Raw genomic sequence first — 21,977 nt, forward strand, 5'->3', positions numbered from 1 at the left:
AGCATAGGCGTCCTCGCCGCATGCCGGTGCGATGCGTGCCCGGCGGTGATCTCGCCCGAACTCTTGCGCGGGGCTATCGTCCCAGTTCAGACAGATCAGTTGGCGGGGAGCGGTATGGCATTTCTGGATACGCGTGGCATCGGCTTCGGCACGTTGCTCAAGCGCACGATCAAGGAATTCAGCAACGACGACATGTCCACCTACGCCTCGGCGCTGGCGTACCGGGCGTTGTTCTCGCTGTTTCCGTTCCTCCTGTTTCTCATGGCCCTGCTGGGCTTTCTCAACCTCTCGGAGTTCTTCGCCTGGCTGCGTGAACAGGCGGCGCTGGCACTGCCCGCGGTGGCGATGGAGCAGGTCAATCCGGTGATCGACCAGCTGCAGGAACAGAAAAGCGGGCTGTTGTCGGTCGGTATCCTCGTGGCGCTGTGGACGGCGTCGGCGGGCTTCCGTTCGCTGATGAATGCAATGAACCGGGCCTACGACGTCGACGAGGGGCGGCCCAGCTGGAAGCTCATGCTGTTGTCGCTGCTCTATACGATCGGCACCGCCGTGATTCTGCTTGCCAGCGCCGGGCTGATGATCGTCGGTCCGCAAGTGATGGAGTGGCTGGCCGATCTCGTCGGCCTGAAGGAGACGATCGTGCTGCTCTGGGCATGGTTGCGCTGGCCGGTGGTGGTGTTCCTGATGATGCTGCTGGTGGCCGTGCTGTACTACGTCACGCCGGATGTGGAGCAGGAGTTCCGCTTCATCACGCCCGGCTCGGTGCTGGCGGTGATCGTCTGGATCGCCGCATCGGTAGGTTTCGGCATCTACGTGCAGAACTTTGCCGACTACAACGCCACCTACGGCAGCATCGGCGCAATCATCGTGCTGCTGTTGTACTTCTACATTTCCGCCGCGGTGCTGCTGCTGGGGGCCGAGCTGAATGCGGTAATCGAGCACCACTCGGTCGAGGGCAAGGACCCGGGCGAGAAAACTGCCGATTCCTGACCGGCCCGCCCGGCGAGCGGTACGGCGAACGTCTATTCTGCAGAAGGGTCCATACCGTTCATTACAGAATTCCTGCGAGCTGCAGCGGCATGGCGGGGCGGCCGACCAGCGGCGCCGAGGCAATTCCGGGGTTCTGGGCCGAAACCGGATGGAGACGTTGCATCTTGCACATCGCCGATATGACCATGTTTTACGCGCCGGCCAGTGGCGGCGTGCGTACCTACCTCGAGGCCAAGCACCGCCGCCTGCAGCTTTATTCCGGCGTTCGTCACAGCATTCTTGTCCCTGGCAGCAGCTATCAGCAGCATGCGGGCATCTACGAGGTGCCAGCCCCGGCCCTGCCGTTCGGCAAGGGTTATCGCTTTCCGATTCGTCGCGGTCCCTGGCGTAATCTGCTGCGTTCACTGCGCCCCGATCTGATCGAAGTGGGCGATCCGTACATGACCGCCTGGGCGGCGCTGGATGCCGGGCGCCGGCTGGATATTCCGGTGATCGGCTTCTACCACTCCGATCTGCCCTTGCTGGTCAGCAACCGCATCGGTGGCTGGCTGGGTACCAACATGAACGGCTATGTCTCGCGGCTGTACGGCAGTTTCGACCGCGTGCTGGCGCCCAGTCAGGTCATGGCGGATAAGCTGACGGCGCTGCGGGTGCGCAACGTGTATGTGCAGCCGCTGGGCGTCGATCTGGAAACGTTCAGCCCGACGCGTCGCGACGCACATCTGCGAAGCGAGCTGGGGCTGGAGGAAGATTGCCGCCTGCTGATCTTCGCCGGACGCGGCTCGCGCGAGAAGAACCTGCCTGTCCTGCTGGAGACCGCGCGCATCCTCGGCCGGCCGTATCACCTGTTGCTGGTAGGATCGAGCATGCCGCACCGGGTGCCGGGCAACGTCACGGTGATCGACCAATTCTGTCCGGCCAGCGAGGTCGCGCGGCTGCTGGCCAGTAGCGACATGCTGCTGCATGCCGGCAATCAGGAGACATTCGGCCTGGTAGCGTTGGAAGCGATGGCCAGCGGCATTCCGGTGGTGGCCGCGCGTGCTGGTGCGTTGCCGGAACTGGTGCCGCCGCACACTGGCCGTCTGTGCCGGCCGTTGGACGCGCGCTCGATGGCGCTGACCGTGCAGGAGCTGTTCGAGGATGATCCGCAGCGGCTCGGCAGGCAGGCGCGCCAGCATGTCGAGGCCCATCACGCGTGGGATGCGGTGGTCGCCGGCCTGCTCGCTCACTACCATGCCGTGCTGGGTATGGCCGATCTGCCGGTGGCGGTACATGGCTGAACCAGTGCTGATGCTGGTGCTGCACGATGTGGCGCCGCAAACCTGGCCGGACTACCGGCCATTTGTCGAGGCCGTCGATGCGCTCGGCACGATCCCCATCACCTGGCTGGTAGTGCCGGACTTCCACCGGCGCAATCCGCTGCAGGCGCACCCGTGGTTTCTCGACCTGCTCGGTGAGCGCCTGGCGCGCGGCGACGAGCTGGTGCTGCATGGCTACTACCACGCCGACGACGCGCCAGCGCCGCGCACGCCGCGCGACTGGTTCATGCGCCGCATCTATACCCATGAAGGGGAGTTCTACGCGCTGGCCGAAGCCGAGGCACGCCGACGGCTGGAGCAGGGCATGCAGCTGTTTGCCGAGCAGGGCTGGCCGCTGCATGGCTTTGTCGCGCCGGCCTGGCTAATGAGCGTCGGTACCCGGCAGGCCCTGCGGGGCAGTGGCCTGAGCTATACCAGCGATCCGCAACGGTTCTACCGCCTGCCGGACTTTGCGCCGATCACCGCGCCAGGGCTGGTTTGGAGCGCGCGCAGCGCCTGGCGTCGCGGGCTGTCGCGACTGGTCTGCGAGCAACAGCTGCGCAAGCACAAAGCGGCGCCGCTGCTGCGTCTGGGCCTGCACCCGGTGGATATGCGTCACGAGTTCTCCCGCCACTACTGGCTGCAGCTGCTGCAACGCCTGCTCGCGGAGGGGCGGCGCCCGGTCAGCAAGATCGAATGGCTGCGCCAGCAGCCGCTGATGAGTCAACCGGCATGAACCGCAGCGCCTGGCTGTTGCTCGGTGCGTTGCTCGCCGCGGCACTGGTGCCACTGCTGCTGGGTGGTACCGGCTTGTTCGAGCGACTGTTGCGCTTTCCACCCGGGTTGCTGCTGGGCATGCTCGGCATGGTGCTCGCCGGCTGGTATCTGAATGCCTGGCGCCTGCGCTTGTTGGTCGGCCGGCGCACGCTCGGCCAGCGGCGTGCGCTGGGCATCGTGGTGGCTACCGAGTTCGCCATCTGCGCGACGCCCGGCGGTGCTGGCGGGCCGCTGACCGCAATGGCTCTGCTGATGCGCCAGGGCGTGACACCGGCAAGAGGCACGGCGACCTATGCGGTGGAGCAGCTCAGCGACCTGCTGTTCTTCGCCTGCGCGCTGGTCGGCGTGCTGATCTATGCCATGACCCATGCCTTCAATGCCTATGTTGGCAGTCTGCTGGGCTTCAGCGCGGCGCTGCTGCTCGGTGTGCTGATACTGCTGGGGCTGCTCGGGCGTTTCCATCGCCAGGTGTTTCGCTTCAACGGTTGGCTGGTCAGGCACCTGGGAATGCGGGCGAAGCGGCGGCGACGCTGGGCGCGCAAGGTGTTGGGGTTTCGCAATGCGCTGCTCGATTGCTTCCGCTTGCCGCGCCGGGTGCTGCTCGGTGTATTCGTGCTGACCACGCTGCACTGGCTGCTGCGCTTCAGTGTGCTGTATCTGACGCTGCGCGGATTGCAGAGCGAGATCGCCTGGGCCTGGACCTTCGTGGTGCAGATTCTGGCGCTGACGGCTGGTCAGCTCAGCCTGCTGCCTGGCGGCGCCGGCAGCGCCGAGCTGGCTTCGGCCGCGCTGCTGACGCCGATGGTGGGTAAATCCAGCACGGCGGCGGCGATCCTGATCTGGCGCTTCGTCACCTATTACTTCTACCTGATCGTGGGTGCCCCGGTGTTCCTGCAACTGGCCGGGCGACCGTTGCTCAATCGACTGATGCGCAGCCGGCGAGCGACGACCTGACGCGCCGTTCCGATGGCCGGGAGGAAACTATCGGCGCGCGCACCCGGTCCACCCTTTGTAACCGATCACTCAGCAGCAAAGGGGAGCCGCCATGAGCAGCACCGAAGACAAGATCAAGGGCAACACCAACGAAGCTGTCGGCAAGATCAAGCAGGGTATTGGCGAGGCCACCGACAATCCGCGGCTGAAGGAGGAAGGGCAGCGTCAGGAGATCAAGGGTGACGCCCAGCAGGTCAAGGGTGACGTCAAGGATACGCTGAAGAAGGGCATCGACCGGGCCTGATCGGTGCGCTGCACACATGAAAATGCCCGCGAATGCGGGCATTTTTCGTCGCAACGGGCGATCAGCGCTCGAGGTACTGCAGCTTGTCCTTGACGCCGTCCCACTCTTCGGCATCCGGCAGCGAGTCCTTCTTCTCGGTGATGTTCGGCCAGACTTCGGCCAGATCGGCGTTCAGCGCGATGTATTCCTGCTGATCGTCCGGCACTTCGTCTTCGGAGAAGATCGCCTGGGCCGGGCACTCCGGCTCGCACAGGGCACAATCGATACACTCGTCCGGGTGAATCACCAGGAAGTTCGGGCCTTCGTAGAAGCAGTCCACCGGGCAGACTTCCACGCAATCGGTGTATTTGCACTTGATGCAGTTGTCGGTGACGACGAAGGTCATTTCTAGCTATCTCCTCAGGCGGGTCAGGCAGCGTTGGCAGACGCTCCTGTGCGGCAGCAGACAGGGTGGCACCAGGCAAACGCCACCGTATCCAAAAAAATTGCGCGCGATTCTACCAGTTTATTGGCGCATCAGGCTTGCGATTTAAGGCTGTATAGCAGGTCCAGCGCCTGTCGCGGAGACAGATCATCGGGATTGATTCGACGCAATTGCTCGATCACAGGATGCGGCAAACTGGCGAAAAGATCGCTCTGCACCGGAGGCGCGGACTGGCCAGCTGCCATTCTCGGCGCTTCGTGGGGCAGGCTGGTGGTTTCCAGGCGCGACAGATGGTCGCGGGCGCGCTGGATGACCTCGCCCGGAACGCCTGCCAGCTGCGCCACCGCCAGGCCGTAGCTCTGGCTCGCCGGCCCCGGCAGCACATGGTGGAGGAAGACGATGCGCTCGTTGTGCTCGGTGGCCGACAGGTGCACGTTGGCCACCACGGGCTCGCTTTCTGGCAGCACGGTCAGCTCGAAGTAGTGAGTGGCGAACAACGTGAAGGCGCGCAGCTTCGCCAGCTGCTCGGCGGCTGCCCAGGCCAGCGACAAGCCATCGAAGGTGCTGGTGCCACGGCCCACTTCGTCCATCAGCACCAGGCTCTTGTCACTGGCGTTGTGCAGGATGTTGGCGGTTTCGCTCATCTCCACCATGAAGGTCGAGCGCCCGCCGGCGAGATCGTCCGAAGAGCCGATGCGGGTGAAGATGCGGTCCACCAGCGACAGCTCGCACGCCGCCGCCGGCACGAAGCTGCCAATCTGCGCCAGCAGCACGATCAGCGCGGTCTGGCGCATGTAGGTGGACTTACCGCCCATGTTCGGCCCGGTGATGACCAGCATGCGGGTGGCGTCGTCGAGGGCGAGATCGTTGGCGACGAAGGGCGTCTCCAGCACCTGCTCGACCACCGGATGGCGGCCCTGCTCGATGCGCAGGCAGGGTTGCTCGACGAAGCGCGGGCGGTTCAGATCGAGATTCAGCGCCCGCTCGGCGAGGTTGCTCAGCACGTCCAGCTCGGCCAGTGCGGCGGCGCTTTCCTGCAGGGGCGGCAGATGGCCGATGAGCAGTTCCAGCAGCTCGTCATAGAGCAGCTTTTCACGGGCCAGAGCACGGCTCTTGGCCGACAGCGCCTTGTCCTCGAACTCTTTGAGTTCCGGGGTGATGAAGCGCTCGGCGCCCTTGAGCGTCTGCCGGCGGATGTAGTCGGCCGGCGCCGATTCGGCCTGCTTGCTCGGCAGCTCGATGAAGTAGCCGTGCACGCGGTTGTAGCCAACCTTGAGGTTGGCCAGCCCGGTGCGCGCTTTCTCGCGGGTCTCCAGATCCATCAGGTACTGGCCGGCGTTCTCGGAGAGCGACTGCAGCTCATCCAGCTCGGCGTCGTAGCCGGTCTTGAGCACACCGCCGTCGCGAATCACCGCAGGCGGATTGTCGATGATGGCGCGCGCCAGCAGGTCGGCCAGTTCCGGGTAGGTGCTGATGCTTGTCGCCAGTCCGAGCAGATGCGGTGCCACCAGATCCTGCATGCCGGCCTGCAGCTGCGGTAGCGCAGCGAGCGCGTCGCGCAGGCGCGCCAGGTCGCGCGGACGGGCGTTGCGCAGGCCGATACGGGCGAGGATGCGTTCCAGGTCACCGATGTCCTTGAGCTGCGGCTGCAGCTGCTCGAAGCGGTAGTGCTCGAGCAGGCAGGTGATCGAGTCCTGGCGTGCTTCGAGGACCTCGCGGTTGCGCAGCGGGCGATTCAGCCAGCGGGTCAGCAGGCGCGAGCCCATGGCGGTCTGGCAGCGGTCCATGACCGATTGCAGTGTGTTCTCGCGACCGCCGGCCAGGTTGACGTCCAGCTCCAGGTTGCGCCGGCTGGCACCATCGAGGATCACCGTGTCATCGAGGCGCTCGTGGCGCAGGCTGCGCAGGTGGGGCAGGGCGGTGCGCTGGGTTTCCTTGGCGTAGGCGAGCAAGCAGCCGGCGGCGCCGATGGCCAGGGTCAGGTTCTCGCAGCCGAAGCCCTTGAGGTCCTGAGTGGAAAATTGCTGGCAGAGGCTCTTGAAGGCCGAGTCGCGATCGAAATCCCAGGGCGCGCGACGGCGCACGCCGCGGCGTTTCTCCAGCGGCAGGCCCTGCGGCCAGTCGTCGGGAATCAGCAATTCTGCCGGGCTCAGGCGCTCCAGTTCTGCGAGCAGGGTTTCCCAGCCCTTGAGTTCCTGCACGCTGAAGCGGCCGCTGGCGATGTCCAGCACCGACAGGCCGAACAGCTTCTCGTCGCCGACTACCGCCGCCAGCAGGTTGTCGCGGCGCTCGTCGAGCAGCGCTTCGTCGCTCACCGTGCCCGGCGTGATGATGCGTACCACTTGGCGTTCCACCGGCCCTTTGCTGGTGGCCGGGTCGCCGATCTGCTCGCAGATCACTACCGATTCGCCAAGCTTGACCAGTCGCGCCAGGTAGCCCTCGGCGGAGTGGAACGGAATGCCGGCCATGGGGATCGCCGTTCCCGCCGACTGACCGCGCGCGGTGAGGGTGATGTCGAGCAGCGCCGCGGCCTTCTTGGCGTCGTCGTAGAACAGCTCGTAGAAGTCGCCCATGCGGTAGAACATCAGCTGGTCCGGATGCTCGCGCTTGAGCTTCCAGTACTGTTGCATCATCGGCGTGTGCTGCGAAAGATCGGAAATTGCCTTGTTCATCAGGTGCTTAGAAATGGGTGCTGGACTGGGTGGAGCAGAGTTGGGGCGAATCACGCGGTGGACTGCGTACCTGACCCGATGTATCGCAGCTCGTTGGCGGACTCGTCGTCCAGCCATCTGGCGTACACCTGGGCCAGCCTCGTAAAGTCCTCGTGCTTCATCTGCTTGGCGATGAACGCAAGGTTACCACGCGCTACCGGGCACTCGCAGGCGCACCAGACGTGCGCGTTTGGGCTCGTTCTAAGGTTCGCGTTCCACGCAAACCAGGCGCAGCTACGGCTGCCGGGTGTCGACCAGATCGCTGTGCTGGCGCCACTGGCGGGGACTTACGCCGAACCAGCGGCGGAATGCACGGGAAAAGGCACTGGTCTCGGAATAGCCCAGCAAGGGTGCCAGCTCCGAAATGGGCAGCTGCTGCTGGCGCAAGTAGTAGGTCGCCAGCTCCTGGCGCTGCTTGTCCACCAGCGCGGAGAAGCTCAGCCCTTCCTCGCGCAGGCGACGCTGTAGCGACCAGCTGCTCATGCCCATCTGCTCGGCGATATCTTCCAGTCCCGGCTCGCCCAGCATCAGACGCTGGCGGATCTGCGCGCGGGCATCATCGACGACGTCCGGCTCATCGCCGCCCGCCAGGCTGAGCTGGCGCAGGGAATCCTGCATGACCATCAGCAGGATCGGGTCGCTGCCCGGCATCGGGCGGTTCAGGCCGACCTTGGGGATCAGCAGCGAGTTGTACGGTTGCTCGAAGTACACCGGCGCATCGAAGACCTTGCTGTGCTCATGCCAATCAGCCGGGCGCGGGTGCTCGAAGTGCACCGCGCGCGGCGCCCATTGGCTGCCGAGCACGTGACGAATCAGGTTGCGGGCCATGCCCAGGGTCAGCTCGGCGTCCTGCCGCCGGCAGAGGATGGCGCCGTGGCGGACCTGATAGTCGAAGCGATAGCACTCCCCATCATCGACCAGACGAATCAGGCTGTTGCGTTGGTGCAGTGGGAAGGCGCGGGCGAAATTGATCAGCGCCTGCTCGACCGTTGCCGAGCACAAGCCGATATAACCCAGCAGTCCCAACGCCTGTGGCTTGAACTGCTGGCCATAGTACAGACCGAAATTGTCACAGCCCGATTGCCGCGCCGCTTCTTCCAGCACCTGGCAGTAGTTCGGGAGCGCAAGGCTCAGGGTCGGATGCTGCAGCAATTGCGCATCGATGCCCGACACGCCGAGCACCCGCTCGGCGTCGCCTCCCTGCCGCTCGATGAAGGTGCACAAGCCGCTGGCCGCTGCGGCCAGCACGCCGGCATGTTTTTGCCCGCTGGTGACAAGCGCCAGGCCGGCCGACGCATCCGTCTGCTCGAATAAGGAACTCATCGAAGTCTCCACAACGTAACGTTCCGCGACATGAAGCCAGAGCAACCGGGCGCGCCAGAGCACTCGTGCTCTTAAGGCGCGCGCTTGCGAGCGTCACGCCAAAACGCGCAGCAAACAAAGCGCTCGTCCAAGACCTGCGACATTTCGTCACGAAGTTGACTGTAGGCGACAGCAGAGCTTTGTTCGGGTCAAGTCGCACGCATGAATCTGACTCAAGATCAATATGAGCCGTGCTGAGATTCGGCCAGTGCATCGATTATTACAAGAGTCATCCTTCGGAGAATTCCCATGATCTACGCCCAACCCGGTACTCCAGGCGCCGTCATTTCCTTCAAGCCGCGCTACGGCAACTATATCGGTGGCGAATTCGTGCCGCCGGTCAAGGGGGAGTATTTCGTCAACACCTCGCCGGTAAACGGTGAGGTGATCGCCGAGTTCCCGCGTTCGGGCGCCGAAGACGTGGAGCGTGCGCTGGACGCTGCCCATGCCGCCGCCGATGCCTGGGGCAAGACCTCGGTGCAGGACCGTGCGCTGATCCTGCTGAAGATCGCCGATCGCATCGAAGCCAACCTGGAAAAGCTCGCCGTCGCCGAAACCTGGGATAACGGCAAGGCCGTGCGCGAAACCCTGAATGCCGACGTGCCGCTGGCTGCCGACCACTTCCGCTACTTTGCCGGCTGCATCCGTGCGCAGGAAGGCAGCGCCGCCGAGATCAACGAACACACCGCCGCCTACCATTTCCACGAGCCGCTGGGCGTGGTCGGGCAGATCATCCCGTGGAACTTCCCGCTGCTGATGGCCGCCTGGAAACTCGCGCCGGCGCTGGCCGCCGGTAACTGCATCGTGCTCAAGCCGGCCGAGCAGACGCCGCTGTCGATCATGGTGTTCATCGAGGTGGTTGGCGATCTGCTGCCGCCGGGCGTGCTGAACATCGTTCAGGGCTTCGGTCGTGAAGCCGGCCAGGCGCTGGCCACCAGCACCCGCATCGCCAAGATCGCCTTCACCGGCTCGACCCCGGTTGGCGCGCACATCATGCGTTGCGCGGCCGAAAACATCATTCCGAGCACCGTCGAGCTGGGCGGCAAGAGCCCGAACATCTTCTTTGAAGACATCATGAATGCTGAGCCGGCGTTCATCGAGAAGGCCGCCGAAGGCCTGGTGCTGGCGTTCTTCAACCAGGGCGAGGTGTGCACCTGCCCGTCGCGCGCGGTGATTCAGGAATCGATCTTCGAGCCCTTCATGGAAGTGGTGATGAAGAAGATCAAGGCGATCAAGCGCGGCAACCCGCTGGATACCGACACCATGGTCGGCGCTCAGGCCTCCGAGCAACAGTTCGACAAGATTCTGTCCTACATGGACATCGCCCAGCAGGAAGGCGCGCAGATCCTCACCGGCGGCGCCGCGGAGAAGCTCGAAGGCGGTCTGGCCAGCGGTTACTACGTGCAGCCGACCCTGATCAAGGGCCACAACAAGATGCGCGTGTTCCAGGAGGAAATCTTCGGGCCGGTGGTGGCCGTCACCACCTTCAAGGACGAAGCCGAAGCGCTGGCGATCGCCAACGACACCGAATTCGGCCTGGGCGCTGGCGTCTGGACCCGCGACATCAACCGCGCCTACCGCATGGGCCGTGGCATCAAGGCCGGTCGCGTGTGGACCAACTGCTACCACCTCTACCCGGCACATGCCGCGTTCGGTGGCTACAAGAAGTCCGGCGTCGGCCGCGAAACCCACAAGATGATGCTCGACCACTATCAGCAGACCAAGAACCTGCTGGTCAGCTACGACATCAATCCGCTGGGCTTCTTCTAAACGCAGACCACCGGGGCTGGCTTGCGTGCGTTCAGCCCCGGCGCATCGAACTCCGTGATTCCTTATCCAGCGGTAGCGAGCTGCCGCTGAGGATGGGTCTCTGGCGCCTGGTAAAAACAATAAAAGGGCAAAGCAATGGATCAGATCGGCAATTACGTCCTCTACGTCATCATGTTCTGCGCGGTCCTCGGGGCCTTCGCAGCCATTCGAGACAGCGAAAAAGGCCTCGGCCGCGAATTCATGGAAGGTATCCATGCCACCGGGCACATCTTCGTCCCGGCGGCTGGAATCATGGCCTCCATTCCCTACCTGACGGTGATGATCGAAAGCGTCTTCGGGCCGTTCTTCGGTGCGCTGAACGCCGACCCGGCGCTGGCAGCGACGATGATCATCGCCTCGGACATGGGCGGCTACCATCTGGCCGCCGCGCTCACGGAAAGCAAAGAAGCGCTGATCATGGCGCTGATCACCGGTTTCATGGGCGGCGCGACCATCGTCTTCTCGATCCCCATGGGCCTGGCCATGCTCGACAAGCGTGACCACAAGTACATGGCGCTGGGCATCATGTCCGGCATTCTCAGCATTCCGGTCGGGGTGCTGATCGCCAGCGTCGTGCTGATGCTGAGCAACCCCGCGGTGCGCGAGGTGGTTGCGACCAACGGCGAGGCCACTTATCAGCTGGCGATGGGCCTTGGCGGCATCTTCGCCAACCTATTGCCGATCATCGTCTTCGTGGTGGCGCTGGCTGCCGGCCTGCGCTTCCTGCCAGACCTGATGATCAAGGGCTTCATCGGCTTCGGTCGCGCGCTGGATGCCATGATCAAGCTGGTGCTGGTGTTCTCCATCGTCGAATACTTCACCGGCTTCTTCACCCTGATCTTCGGCAGCTGGGGCTTCCACCCGATCATCGCCGATGCCGAGGATCAGACCCGCGCGCTGGAAACCGCCGGCTACATCGGCATCATGCTGGCCGGTGCCTTTCCGATGGTGTACCTGCTGCGCAAGTACCTCGGCGGGCCGCTGGAAACGCTCGGCAGCAAGGTTGGCCTGAGCGCCGTCGGCAGCGCCGGGATGCTGGCGACCATCGCCAATATCCTCGCGATGTTCCGTCTGGTGCGCTTCATGCCGCCCAAGGACAAGGTCATCAACATCGCTTTCGGCGTGTGCGCGGCTTTCCTGCTGGGCGATCACCTGTCGTTCACCGCCAACTTCCAGCCGACCATCATCCTGCCGGTGCTGATCGGCAAGATCCTCGCCGGCTTCACAGCCGTGGGGCTCGCCTACTGGTTGTCGGTGCCCAAGGCGCTGCAGCTGGAGCAGCAGGATCGCGCCGCCGGCATCATCGAGGCGGGTGAGTATCCAGGCTCATCGCTGCACGAAAGCCCGCTGCCGATCCCGAAAGAAGCCGTCCAGGCCTGAACCGCCCGCAACCCTGAAACCGGCCACGGCTGCGATAGAGGCTTAGCTTCCTTTTAGTGCAGCGGTCTCTATTTGTAACCGTGCTCGCCGGGTTGCTTCCACCCCGAGACAGGAGCCTGACCATGGCAACCTATTCCCACAGCATCGGTGGCCAGACCTGGCGCTTCGACAGCCTGCGCGAAGTCCTGGCCAAAGCCAGCCCGCTGCGCTCCGGCGACTGCCTGGCGGGCGTCGCCGCCGCCAGCGACGCCGAGCGCGCCGCCGCGCAGATGACCCTGGCCGACGTGCCGCTCAAGCAGTTTCTGCTCGAAGCGGTGATTCCCTACGAGCGCGACGAAGTCACCCGGCTGATCATCGACACGCATGACGCCAGCGCTTTCGCCGCGGTCAGCCACCTGACGGTGGGCGGCCTGCGCGACTGGCTGCTGAGCGACCATGCCGACGAAGCCAGCCTGCGCGCCCTGGCACCCGGCCTGACGCCGGAGATGGCGGCGGCGGTGTCGAAGATCATGCGCGTGCAGGACCTGATCCTGGTGGCGCAGAAGATCCGAGTGGTCACTCGCTTTCGCAACACCCAGGGCCTGCGCGGGCACATGTCCACCCGTCTGCAGCCCAATCACCCGACCGACGACCCGGCGGGCATCGCCGCCAGCACGCTCGATGGCCTGCTCTACGGCAACGGCGACGCGATGATCGGCATCAACCCGGCCACCGACAGCATGGGCTCGATCTGCACGCTGCTGGAAATGCTCGACGCCGTCATCCAGCGCTACGAGATTCCCACCCAGTCCTGCGTGCTGACCCATGTCACCAGCTCCATCGCCGCCATCGAACGCGGCGCGCCGCTGGATCTGGTGTTCCAGTCAATCGCCGGCACCGAGGCGGCTAACGCCAGCTTCGGCATCAGTCTCAAGGTGCTGCAGGAAGGTTACGAGGCCGGCCTGAGCCTCAAGCGCGGCACGCTGGGCAACAACCTCATGTACTTCGAGACCGGGCAGGGCAGTGCGCTGTCGGCCAACGCCCATCACGACGTCGATCAGCAGACCTGCGAGGCCCGCGCGTATGCGGTGGCCCGGCACTTCAACCCGTTCCTGGTCAACACCGTGGTCGGTTTCATCGGTCCGGAATACCTCTACAACGGCAAGCAGATCATCCGCGCCGGGCTGGAGGACCACTTCTGCGGCAAGCTGCTCGGCGTGCCGATGGGCTGCGATATTTGCTACACCAACCATGCCGAGGCCGACCAGGACGACATGGACATGTTGCTGACCCTGCTCGGCGCCGCCGGCATCAACTTCATCATGGGCATCCCTGGCTCCGACGACGTGATGCTCAACTACCAGACCACCTCCTTCCACGACGCCCTCTATGCCCGCCAGGTGCTCGGCTTGCGCGCGGCACCGGAGTTCGAGCAGTGGCTGGCGCGCATGGGCATCTTCCAGCAGCGCGACGGCCAGCTACGCCTGGGTAACGAGCTGCCATCCGCCTTCCGCCAGGCACTGGCGCAACTATCCTGAATTCGCGCATTCATGCAGAGGTACGCATGCCTGATCACACCCCCGCCACCGAGAACCCGTGGCAACAGCTGCGCCAGCTGACCCCCGCACGCATCGCCCTGGGCCGCGCCGGCACCAGTCTGCCGACCCACGCCCAACTGGATTTTCAGTTTGCCCACGCTCAGGCCCGCGACGCCGTGCACTTGCCGTTCGACCACGCTGGGCTGCGTGAGCAACTGCACGCCCTCGGCCATAGCACGTTGCTGCTGCACAGCGCCGCCAGTGACCGCCACACCTACCTGCAACGCCCCGACCTGGGCCGGCGTCTGGACGAGGCGTCCGCTGCCGTACTGCACGATCACGTCAAGCAACACGGCGGCGGCCATGACCTGGCCATCGTCATTGCCGACGGTCTGTCATCCCTGGCGGTCAGCCGCCACAGCCTGCCATTCCTCCAGCGTCTGCTCGAACAGGTGACAGCTGAGGGCTGGTCGCTGGCGCCGATCACCCTGATTGAGCAAGGCCGGGTGGCGGTGGCCGACGAGGTGGGCGAGCGGTTGGGGGCAAAGATGACGGTGATCCTGATTGGCGAACGGCCCGGCCTCAGCTCGCCGGACAGCCTCGGCCTGTACTTCACCTGGGCCCCCCGCGTTGGCCTCAACGATGCCTATCGCAACTGCATCTCCAATGTCCGTCTGGAGGGCCTGAGCTACGGCATGGCCAGCTTCCGCCTGATGTACCTGATGCGCGAAGCCTGCCGGCGGCAACTCTCCGGTGTCGATCTCAAGGACGAAGCACAAGTACCGACCCTGGAAAATCAGGGGCCTGGCAACTTCCTGCTGCCGGACAACGCTTGAGCGCGTGCGGCCTTTACCGATTGCTCGGCTTGCCGCCCATCCGGTCGTGCAAGACGCCAGCGTCAGCGCAGGGGGATAAAAATCGGGCTAGTAACACTACGTCCTTACCCAGGACACCCGACAGTACCGCTCAGACCTGCGTGCCGCGCACGCGCTTGCGGCGGTGAGCGATGACCGGAGGGGCGAGTCAGGAGAGAGCTGGTGTAGGGTAGCGGCTGTCCACAGCTATGGAGGCAGACGATGAACCTGACCGAACTGGCGACTCGCCTGGGAATGCAGTTATCGGCGCTCAGCGCGCAGGTGACCACCGCGGAATCCTGCACCGGTGGCGGAATTGCCGAAGCCATCACTCGGGTTGCGGGAAGTTCGGCGTGGTTCGAAGCCGGCTATGTCACTTATTCCAACGCGCAGAAGACGCGGCAGCTCGGGGTACCAGCCGAACTGTTCGAGACGATCGGCGCGGTCAGCCGCGAGGTGGTCGAGCGCATGGCGAGCGGCGCGCAACGGGCCAGCGGCGCGCGCTTCGCCGTGGCGGTCAGTGGCATCGCCGGACCGGGCGGCGGAACGCCGGAGAAGCCGGTGGGAACGGTCTGGATCGCCTGGGCGGATGGCGAGCGGCTGTTCGCCCGGCGCTGCCTGTTCGATGGCGATCGCCAGGCGGTCCGCGGTCAGACGGTCGAGACAGCGTTGCTCGGATTGATTCGTCTGGTAGCCGGAGAAAATCCGCTGCAGGGCTAGGCGGAGCATTTTCCCTATGCTCTAATACTGTCTACTTATACAGTTGTCGTGGCCTTTGGCCCTCTTGATCAAGTGAGGATGGTAATGGACGAGAACAAGAAGCGCGCCTTGGCCGCAGCTCTGGGCCAGATCGAAAAGCAGTTCGGCAAGGGCGCGGTGATGCGCATGGGCGATCATGATCGCCAGGCGATTCCGGCGATTTCCACTGGCTCGCTGGGGCTGGACATCGCGCTGGGCATTGGTGGTCTGCCGAAAGGCCGCATCGTCGAAATCTACGGCCCGGAGTCCTCAGGTAAAACCACCCTGACCCTGTCGGTGATCGCCGAAGCGCAGAAGATGGGGGCCACTTGTGCCTTCGTCGACGCCGAGCACGCGCTGGACCCGGATTACGCCGGCAAGCTGGGCGTCAACGTCGACGATCTGCTGGTTTCGCAGCCCGATACCGGTGAGCAGGCGCTGGAAATCACCGACATGCTGGTGCGCTCCAACGCGGTGGATGTGATCATCGTCGACTCCGTGGCGGCGCTGGTGCCCAAGGCGGAAATCGAAGGTGAGATGGGCGATGCCCACGTCGGTCTGCAGGCGCGCCTGATGAGCCAGGCGCTGCGCAAGATCACCGGTAACATCAAGAACGCCAACTGCCTGGTGATCTTCATCAACCAGATCCGCATGAAGATCGGCGTGATGTTCGGTAGCCCGGAAACCACCACTGGCGGTAATGCGCTGAAGTTCTACGCCTCGGTGCGTCTGGACATCCGCCGCACAGGCGCGGTGAAGGAAGGTGACGAGGTGGTCGGTAGCGAAACCCGCGTCAAAGTGGTGAAGAACAAAGTGGCGCCGCCGTTCCGCCAGGCCGAGTTCCAGATCCTCTACGGCAAGGGCATCTATCGCAACGGCGAGATCATCGACCTCGGCGTGCAGCAGGGCCTGGTCGAGAAATCCGGCGCCTGGTACGCCTACAAGGGCAACAAGATCGGTCAGGGCAAAGCCAATGCCGCCAAGTATCTCGAGGACAACCCCGAGGTAGGTCGCGAGATCGAACAGCAGATTCGTGACAAGCTGCTGGTGGTTTCCGGCAACAAGGCGGCCGGTGCCAACGCAGGTGCCGTGGTCAGCGAAGACCTGGCCGACGTCGACTTCTGATCGCTATGCCCGCCGTGCTCGACAGCCCAGCCGCGGTGCGGCGGGCCGCGATGGACCTGCTGGCACGCCGCGAGCACGGGCGTGTCGAGCTGACCCGCAAGCTGCGCCAGCGCGGCGCAGCTGCCGAGCTGATCGAAGCGGCTCTGGATCGTCTGAGCGACGAGGGGCTGCTTTCGGATTCGCGCTATCTCGAGAGCTTCGTCAGAAGCCGTGCGCTTGCCGGCTACGGACCGTTGCGCATTCGCGAAGAGCTGGCGCAGCGCGGGCTGGCGCGTGATGCCATCGAGCGGGCATTGCGTGACAGCGACTTCGACTGGAACGCACAGCTGCGCGAGGTCTGGCAGCGCAAGTTCGCCGGGCAGCTGCCGGGCGATGCGCGGGAGCGCGCCCGGCAGGGGCGTTTCCTCAGTTATCGAGGTTATTCGCTGGAGATGATCGGGCGTCTGCTGCGCGGTGTGGCGGACGACTGATGTGCTCCCCACCCGGTGCCGTGTCGCGCACCGGGACGGGCAAGGTGCCGCGTTCCGGGCAGACGATAACGGTGGCGTTATCGACTGCAGGCAGGTGCCGTTGCTCAGTCCTCGGAAGGTAGCGGGGTCGCCCAGCTTTCCGTTTCGTTGATGTAGTCCGTCAGTTCGCGCAGGCGCCCGTAGTCCCGTCCGTTGAATGCGAAGCTCAGGCGAGGCAAGCGCTGCAGTTCCGGCTCATCCAGCTCGTGCTCGCAGCAGGGTTGCTGTTCATAGCAGCCGCTCAGGCACAGATCGGTGAAGGTCGTGTTGATGTATTCCAGCGCTGCATCGCTCAAGGGATGGTTCATCCGCATCACGAAGTGATCCTTCAGCCAGCGGCTGGAGTGGAAGTTGCGGTAGAACGTGGTGATCTCCTGAGCCACCTCTTCGGCGCTGTAGACCTGACGCACCAGGCGCAGGTCGGTGGGCAGGATGTAGCGGTTGTCGACCAGCTGCCGGCGCATGAACTGCAATGCATCCGTCCAGAACGAGCCGCCTGGCTCGTCCAGCAATACCACGGGAACCAACGGACTCTTGCCGGTCTGCACCAGTGTCAGCACTTCGAGTGCCTCATCGAGGGTGCCGAAGCCGCCGGGGCACAGCACCAGTGCATCGGCTTCCTTGATGAAGAACAGCTTGCGCACGAAGAAGAAGTGGAACGACAGCAGATTGCTGGTGCCGCCCACGGTGGCATTGGCGTGCTGTTCGAACGGCAGGGTGATGTTCAGCCCCAGGCTGTTGTCCAGCCCGGCGCCCTCATGGGCGGCCGCCATAATGCCTCCGCCGGCGCCGGTAATGACCATGAGGTCGTAGCGCGCCAGTGTCTCCCCGAGCTGGCGAGCCAGGGCATAGAGAGGATGCTCGACAGGAGTACGTGCCGAGCCGAACACAGTGACCTTGCGCCGACGCTTGAACTGATCGAGACGACTGAACGCGTGCTCCATTTCGCGCATGGTCTGCAGCAGGATCTTGGCATCCCAGCGGCTGCGATCGGCCTGGGCCATGCGAATCACGGTGACCAGCATCTCGCGGTATAGCGACAGGTTAGGGCTGGTGTCCGAGACGACGAGTGACACGAGCTCGTCGATCTTGCTGGACAGATCCACGGCGCTGGTTTTGAAGTGCCGGGAAAGATAGTCGTCCGGTTCGAAGGACATACAACTTCTCCATGTATGGGCTTGTGCGTTCAGGCTATAGGTGCAATGCCGGGCGCTTCAAGCGCCAAGCCGCGCCCGGTGGTAAACGCGGGCGCGGCTTGGGCTGGGAATATCTGCGTTGTGTCAGAGTGCGATACGGTCGCCGGGTTCCGGAATGGCCGCGTCCCAGTTCAGGCGTCGTTTCAGTGCCTGCTGCAGCGCCTGCATCCGGTCAAGCTCACCGTGCACGAGGTACAGCTCGGGGCGTTTGTCGAAGTGGCTTACCCAGTCAATCAGTTGCGATTGGCCGGCATGTGCCGAAAAACCGCCGAGCGTGTGAACCTTTGCATTCACTGCGATGCGCTGGTGCAGGAGCTTGACGCTCGACGCGCCATCGACGATCGCGCGGCCAAGGGTGCCTTGCGCCTGGAAACCCGGAATCACCAGATGGCACTCCTCGCGCCACAGGTTGTGCTTGAAGTGATGAAGAATGCGCCCGCCGTTGCACATGCCACTGCCGGCAATGATGATCGCGCCGCTTTTGAAGCGGTTGATCGCCATTGATTCCTCGGGGGTGGACGTGCTCTTGAGAATCGGCAGCCAGCGCTCGGCATAGAGCTTGCTTTTGCTGGAGGCGATTGCCGGAGAGATGCCGTTGAGGTCGAGCTGATCCTTGAAGTGCGCATAGATGGCGTTGGCGCCGATCGCCATCGGGCTGTCGAGGAACACCACCTGCTGCGGCAAGCGCCCTTCGCGATAGAACCGTCCCAGGTAATAGATCAGGTCCTGGGTACGTCCGACGGCGAACGATGGCATCAGCACGTTGCCGCCGTCGCGGTGGGCCTGCTGCAGGATATCGGCCAGCTCCTCGATGGTCGCGTCGTGGTCACGGTGATCGCGATCGCCGTAGGTCGACTCCATCAGGATCACGTCGGCTTCGGTAAGCGTGGTCGGCGGGTACATCAGCGGCGAGCAGGTATTGCCCAGGTCTCCAGAGAACACCAGCTTGCGGGTCTGACCGAAATCGGTGACATCGGCCTGGACGATTGCCGAGCCGAGAATATGCCCGGCATCGTGGAAGGTGATGCGCACGCCCGGCGCCACTTCGAACGTTTCGGCGTAGCTGTGCGGTTCACGCTGCGATAGCGCGCGCTCGGCATCCACACGGGTGTACAGCGGCTGGATCAACGGCTTGCCGATGCGAGCGCGCCATTTGTTCTCCCATTCGGCGTCCTTCTCCTGGATTTGTGCCGAATCCAGCAGCATCAGCTCAAGCAGTTCGGCGGTGGCATCGGTGCAGTGAATGCGGCCGCGGTACCCTTCCGAAACCAGTCGCGGCAGCAGGCCACTGTGGTCGATGTGGGCGTGGGAGAGCACCACGGCATCCAAACTGCTCGGGTCGAAAGGAAACGGGGCGCTGTTCTTATCCTCGTTCTTGCGCTGCCCCTGATGCATCCCGCAATCGAGCAGAACTCGTGCGCCGGCGTGTGTCTCAATCAGGTAGCAGGAGCCGGTGACCTCTTGAATGGCACCGAGAAAACTGAGCAAAGCCATAATGCCTCCCTGTCTGTAGGATGTTTCCAAAGGTGCTCGCTTATGCGCCGGCTCGCCTTGATACATGTCAGAGGTGGTGGAGCTGGTGCTGCCTAGACTATCGCAACCGGTCAGTGATGGAGTAATCCCATGAGTCAGCTTCTGCCCAGCCTTGTCGAGCTGGAGCAACACGCCGAGGCCCAGCCCGCATTCGCCACTTGGCGCGCCGGCTGCGGTCCGCTCGAACACACGCTGGAAACCCAGGCGGCGGTGTTCCGTCTGGCTCATCAGCTGGTGCAGGCTGGCTTGCAGCCGGACCTCGCCAGCGTGTATCGCCTGCTGCAGGCGCTCGATCACGTTACCTGCGCGGGATTGTGGCTGGTGGTGCACATGACCTATGCCCAGCAGGTCCATCTCGATGGCACACCGCTCGCGGCCGAGGACTTCAAGCGCACGCCCGAGGGGCATACCGGCGGCGCGCTCAACATGGTGCCGGCCTATGCCGGCTACCTGGCGCTCAACGCCCTCACCGGGCACACGCGGGGTTGGTTGATGGGGCAGGGGCACTGCGTCGCTGCCATCGATGCGCTCAATCTGCTGACCGGTAACCTGCATGCCGAGCAGGCTCAGGCCTACGGTGGCGGGGAAACGGGTATCAACCGCATGCTGCAGGATTTCTATGGCTACCGGCAGGCCAGCGACGGAAGTCCGCTCGCGCCGCTGGGTAGCCACGTCAACCCGCATACCGCCGGTGGCATTGCCGAGGGGGGCTATCTGGGCTTCGCGGAATTGCAGTACGCGCACATGCCGTTGCCGGGTGAAACGTTGGTAGCGTTCCTGTCGGATGGGGCCGCGGAAGAACAGCGCGGCAGCGACTGGATGCCGCGCTGGTGGCGCGCGGAAGACTGTGGCGCAGCGCTGCCGGTGATGATCGCCAATGGCCGGCGCATCGAGCAGCGCACTGCGCTGGCAACCGATGAGGGACTGGTTGGCTTCCGCCAGCACCTGAGCCACTGCGGTTTCGATCCGATTCCGTTCGATGGCCGTGACCCGGCGGCATTCGTGGCCACGCTGTGGGAGATGGAACAGCGTCTTGCGCGTCGGGTCGAGGAAAAGGAACGGGGCATTCTCAACTACCCGCTGCCGATCCCGTACGGTATCGCCGAGACCATCAAGGGCTTCGGCTTCTACGGCGCAGGCAGCAACGCCGCGCACAACTTGCCATTGCCGGGTAATCCGCGACTGGATATCGAGTCGCGCGAGCTGTTCAACCGGCACGCGGCGGAACTGTTCGTGCCGCAGGAGCAGCTGAATGCCGCGCTGACCCTGTTCACCCAGCATCGTCGCGGCCGCCCGTTGGAGCGTGACAACGCACTGGCGTTGCGCCGCCCGGCCGCGCCGGTAATCCCCAGGCTTCACTACCGTGACGATGCGTGCTCACCGATGTCCGCCGTAGATCGCTTTTTTGTCGAGCTGACCCAGGCCAACGCCGGTTTGCGGCCACGCGTCGGCAACCCCGACGAACTGGCGAGTAACCGTCTGGGCGGCGTGCTCAAGGCGCTCAAGCATCGCGTCATCGACCCGGAAAGCGAACTGGAGGCAATTGACGGCAACATCATCACCGCGCTCAACGAGGAGGCCGTGGTGTCTGCCTGCCTGGCCAACCAGGGCGGATTGAACCTGGTGGCCAGCTATGAAGCCTTCTGCGTGAAGATGCTCGGTGCCGTGCGCCAGACCCTGATCTTCGCGCGCCAGCAGAAAGAGGTCGGTCGTCCTGCCGGGTGGCTTGGCTGGCCGTTGATTGCCACTTCACACACCTGGGAAAACGGCAAGAATCAGCAGTCGCACCAGGACACCACCTTCTGCGAAGCGCTGTTGGGCGAAATGAGCGACATGGTGCGCGTGCTATTCCCGGCCGACCACAACAGTGCGCTGGCGCTGCTGCCATCGATCTATCAGGCACGTGGCGAGCTGGCCTGTCTGGTTATGCCCAAGCGCGAGCGGCCATGCTATTTCGATCAAGCCCAGGCCGAGCAGCTGGCACGTGATGGAGCGATCGTCGTCGATGAAAGCCGTGGTCCGGAATCGTTGCTGCTGATCGCCAACGGCAGCTATCAGCTGGGCGAAATGCTGCGTGCGGCCGAACGGTTGAAACAGGCGGATTGCGCCTATCGGCTGGTCTATCTGCAGGAGCCGGGGCGTTTCCGTGCGCCGCGCGATCATTGGGAAGCCGAGGTGCATGCCGACGATGAGCTGGTGACACGGCTATTCCCGGACAGCATGGACATGCGCGTCATGCTCACGCATATGCGGCCGGAAGTGGCGCGCGGGCACCTGTGGCCGATCCTGCCGGACGCGCGGCGCAGCTCGGTGCTGGGCTATCGCAACCGTGGCGGCACGCTGGATGTGGACGGCATGCAGTTTGTCAATCGCGCCTGCTGGGCTAACGTGCTGGCCGCCTGTGCACGCCTGCGCAGCGTTCCACGTACAGCACTGCTGACACGCGAGGAGGCAGCGGCGGTAGCCGGCAAGGGCAACCCCGACTGCTTGCGCTGATGGGGCGGTTGCGCGCGCAAC

18 protein-coding genes are annotated in these 21,977 nt (G+C 64.2%); 13 read left to right on the top strand and 5 right to left on the bottom strand.

Annotation, left to right across the window (positions count from 1 at the left end; genetic code table 11):
* The first annotated feature begins 114 nt into the window (after positions 1 to 114).
* The 5 genes from HU825_RS12255 to HU825_RS12275 all read left to right on the top strand — a co-directional run bounded on the left by HU825_RS12255 (position 115) and on the right by HU825_RS12275 (position 4,302).
* On the top strand, positions 115 to 990 hold the full coding sequence (locus HU825_RS12255; RefSeq protein WP_003290446.1) for a YihY/virulence factor BrkB family protein: 876 nt from the start codon (positions 115 to 117) through the stop codon (positions 988 to 990).
* Between the two features lie 164 nt (positions 991 to 1,154).
* Entirely contained in the window at positions 1,155 to 2,270 is a 1,116-nt protein-coding gene (locus tag HU825_RS12260) for an N-acetylglucosaminyl phosphatidylglycerol synthase (RefSeq protein ID WP_003290444.1), read from the top strand.
* Positions 2,263 to 3,024 carry an N-acetylglucosaminyl phosphatidylglycerol deacetylase gene (locus tag HU825_RS12265; protein ID WP_167137596.1) on the top strand — a complete coding sequence of 254 codons (762 nt, stop codon included), beginning with the start codon at positions 2,263 to 2,265 and terminating at the stop codon, positions 3,022 to 3,024. The genes HU825_RS12260 and HU825_RS12265 overlap by 8 nt, the downstream gene beginning before the upstream one ends.
* On the top strand, positions 3,021 to 4,019 hold the full coding sequence (locus tag HU825_RS12270; protein WP_043296628.1) for a glucosaminyl phosphatidylglycerol flippase: 999 nt from the start codon (positions 3,021 to 3,023) through the stop codon (positions 4,017 to 4,019). The genes HU825_RS12265 and HU825_RS12270 overlap by 4 nt, the downstream gene beginning before the upstream one ends.
* 91 nt (positions 4,020 to 4,110) lie before the next feature.
* Positions 4,111 to 4,302, top strand: a complete 192-nt coding sequence (locus tag HU825_RS12275; protein ID WP_003290440.1) for a CsbD family protein — start codon at positions 4,111 to 4,113, stop codon at positions 4,300 to 4,302.
* A 61-nt stretch (positions 4,303 to 4,363) separates the two neighbouring features.
* On the opposite strand, the gene fdxA is transcribed toward HU825_RS12275, so the two are convergent.
* The 3 genes from fdxA to qhpR all read right to left on the bottom strand — a co-directional run bounded on the left by fdxA (position 4,364) and on the right by qhpR (position 8,760).
* A complete protein-coding gene (fdxA, locus tag HU825_RS12280) occupies positions 4,364 to 4,687 on the bottom strand; it encodes a ferredoxin FdxA (protein ID WP_008570000.1) in 324 nt (107 codons plus the stop codon).
* Between the two features lie 131 nt (positions 4,688 to 4,818).
* Entirely contained in the window at positions 4,819 to 7,386 is a 2,568-nt protein-coding gene (mutS, locus tag HU825_RS12285) for a DNA mismatch repair protein MutS (RefSeq protein WP_234303403.1), read from the bottom strand.
* Positions 7,387 to 7,671: 285 nt separating this feature from the next.
* Positions 7,672 to 8,760, bottom strand: a complete 1,089-nt coding sequence (gene qhpR, locus HU825_RS12290) for an AraC-like transcriptional regulator QhpR (protein ID WP_054094656.1) — start codon at positions 8,758 to 8,760, stop codon at positions 7,672 to 7,674.
* Between the two features lie 288 nt (positions 8,761 to 9,048).
* Here qhpR and exaC point away from each other — a divergent pair, with 288 nt between their 5' ends.
* From exaC to recX, 7 genes are all read left to right on the top strand, one after another.
* Entirely contained in the window at positions 9,049 to 10,569 is a 1,521-nt protein-coding gene (gene exaC, locus HU825_RS12295) for an acetaldehyde dehydrogenase ExaC (RefSeq protein ID WP_043296601.1), read from the top strand.
* Positions 10,570 to 10,704: 135 nt separating this feature from the next.
* The gene (gene eutH / locus HU825_RS12300; protein WP_054095341.1) at positions 10,705 to 11,988 is read left to right on the top strand and encodes an ethanolamine utilization protein EutH; all 1,284 of its coding nucleotides are present in this window, start codon (positions 10,705 to 10,707) and stop codon (positions 11,986 to 11,988) included.
* Between the two features lie 122 nt (positions 11,989 to 12,110).
* Positions 12,111 to 13,505, top strand: coding sequence for an ethanolamine ammonia-lyase subunit EutB (locus HU825_RS12305; protein WP_043296598.1), 1,395 nt, complete (start codon positions 12,111 to 12,113; stop codon positions 13,503 to 13,505).
* Between the two features lie 26 nt (positions 13,506 to 13,531).
* A complete protein-coding gene (gene eutC / locus HU825_RS12310; protein ID WP_043296596.1) occupies positions 13,532 to 14,341 on the top strand; it encodes an ethanolamine ammonia-lyase subunit EutC in 810 nt (269 codons plus the stop codon).
* A gap of 240 nt (positions 14,342 to 14,581) precedes the next feature.
* Positions 14,582 to 15,079 (top strand): CinA family protein, encoded by a 498-nt coding sequence (locus HU825_RS12315; RefSeq protein WP_043296584.1) that lies wholly within the window; start codon positions 14,582 to 14,584, stop codon positions 15,077 to 15,079.
* Between the two features lie 84 nt (positions 15,080 to 15,163).
* Positions 15,164 to 16,222: a recombinase RecA gene (gene recA, locus HU825_RS12320; protein ID WP_008566840.1), complete on the top strand. Its 1,059-nt coding sequence runs from the start codon at positions 15,164 to 15,166 to the stop codon at positions 16,220 to 16,222.
* Positions 16,223 to 16,227: 5 nt separating this feature from the next.
* Complete coding sequence (gene recX, locus HU825_RS12325) at positions 16,228 to 16,692, top strand: recombination regulator RecX (protein WP_156716538.1); 465 nt, start codon at positions 16,228 to 16,230, stop codon at positions 16,690 to 16,692.
* 104 nt (positions 16,693 to 16,796) lie between these two features.
* Here the strand turns inward: recX and HU825_RS12330 are convergent, their stop codons facing one another.
* Positions 16,797 to 17,888 (bottom strand): LOG family protein, encoded by a 1,092-nt coding sequence (locus HU825_RS12330; protein ID WP_054095332.1) that lies wholly within the window; start codon positions 17,886 to 17,888, stop codon positions 16,797 to 16,799.
* Between the two features lie 123 nt (positions 17,889 to 18,011).
* The gene (locus HU825_RS12335) at positions 18,012 to 19,421 is read right to left on the bottom strand and encodes an MBL fold metallo-hydrolase RNA specificity domain-containing protein (RefSeq protein ID WP_077683968.1); all 1,410 of its coding nucleotides are present in this window, start codon (positions 19,419 to 19,421) and stop codon (positions 18,012 to 18,014) included.
* A 129-nt stretch (positions 19,422 to 19,550) separates the two neighbouring features.
* Here HU825_RS12335 and HU825_RS12340 point away from each other — a divergent pair, with 129 nt between their 5' ends.
* The gene (locus tag HU825_RS12340) at positions 19,551 to 21,956 is read left to right on the top strand and encodes a phosphoketolase family protein (RefSeq protein WP_234302133.1); all 2,406 of its coding nucleotides are present in this window, start codon (positions 19,551 to 19,553) and stop codon (positions 21,954 to 21,956) included.
* The last annotated feature ends 21 nt before the right edge of the window (positions 21,957 to 21,977 follow it).

The sequence above is a fragment of the Pseudomonas phenolilytica genome, assembly GCF_021432765.1.
In the GTDB taxonomy this organism is placed as follows: Bacteria; Pseudomonadota; Gammaproteobacteria; order Pseudomonadales; family Pseudomonadaceae; genus Stutzerimonas; species Stutzerimonas phenolilytica.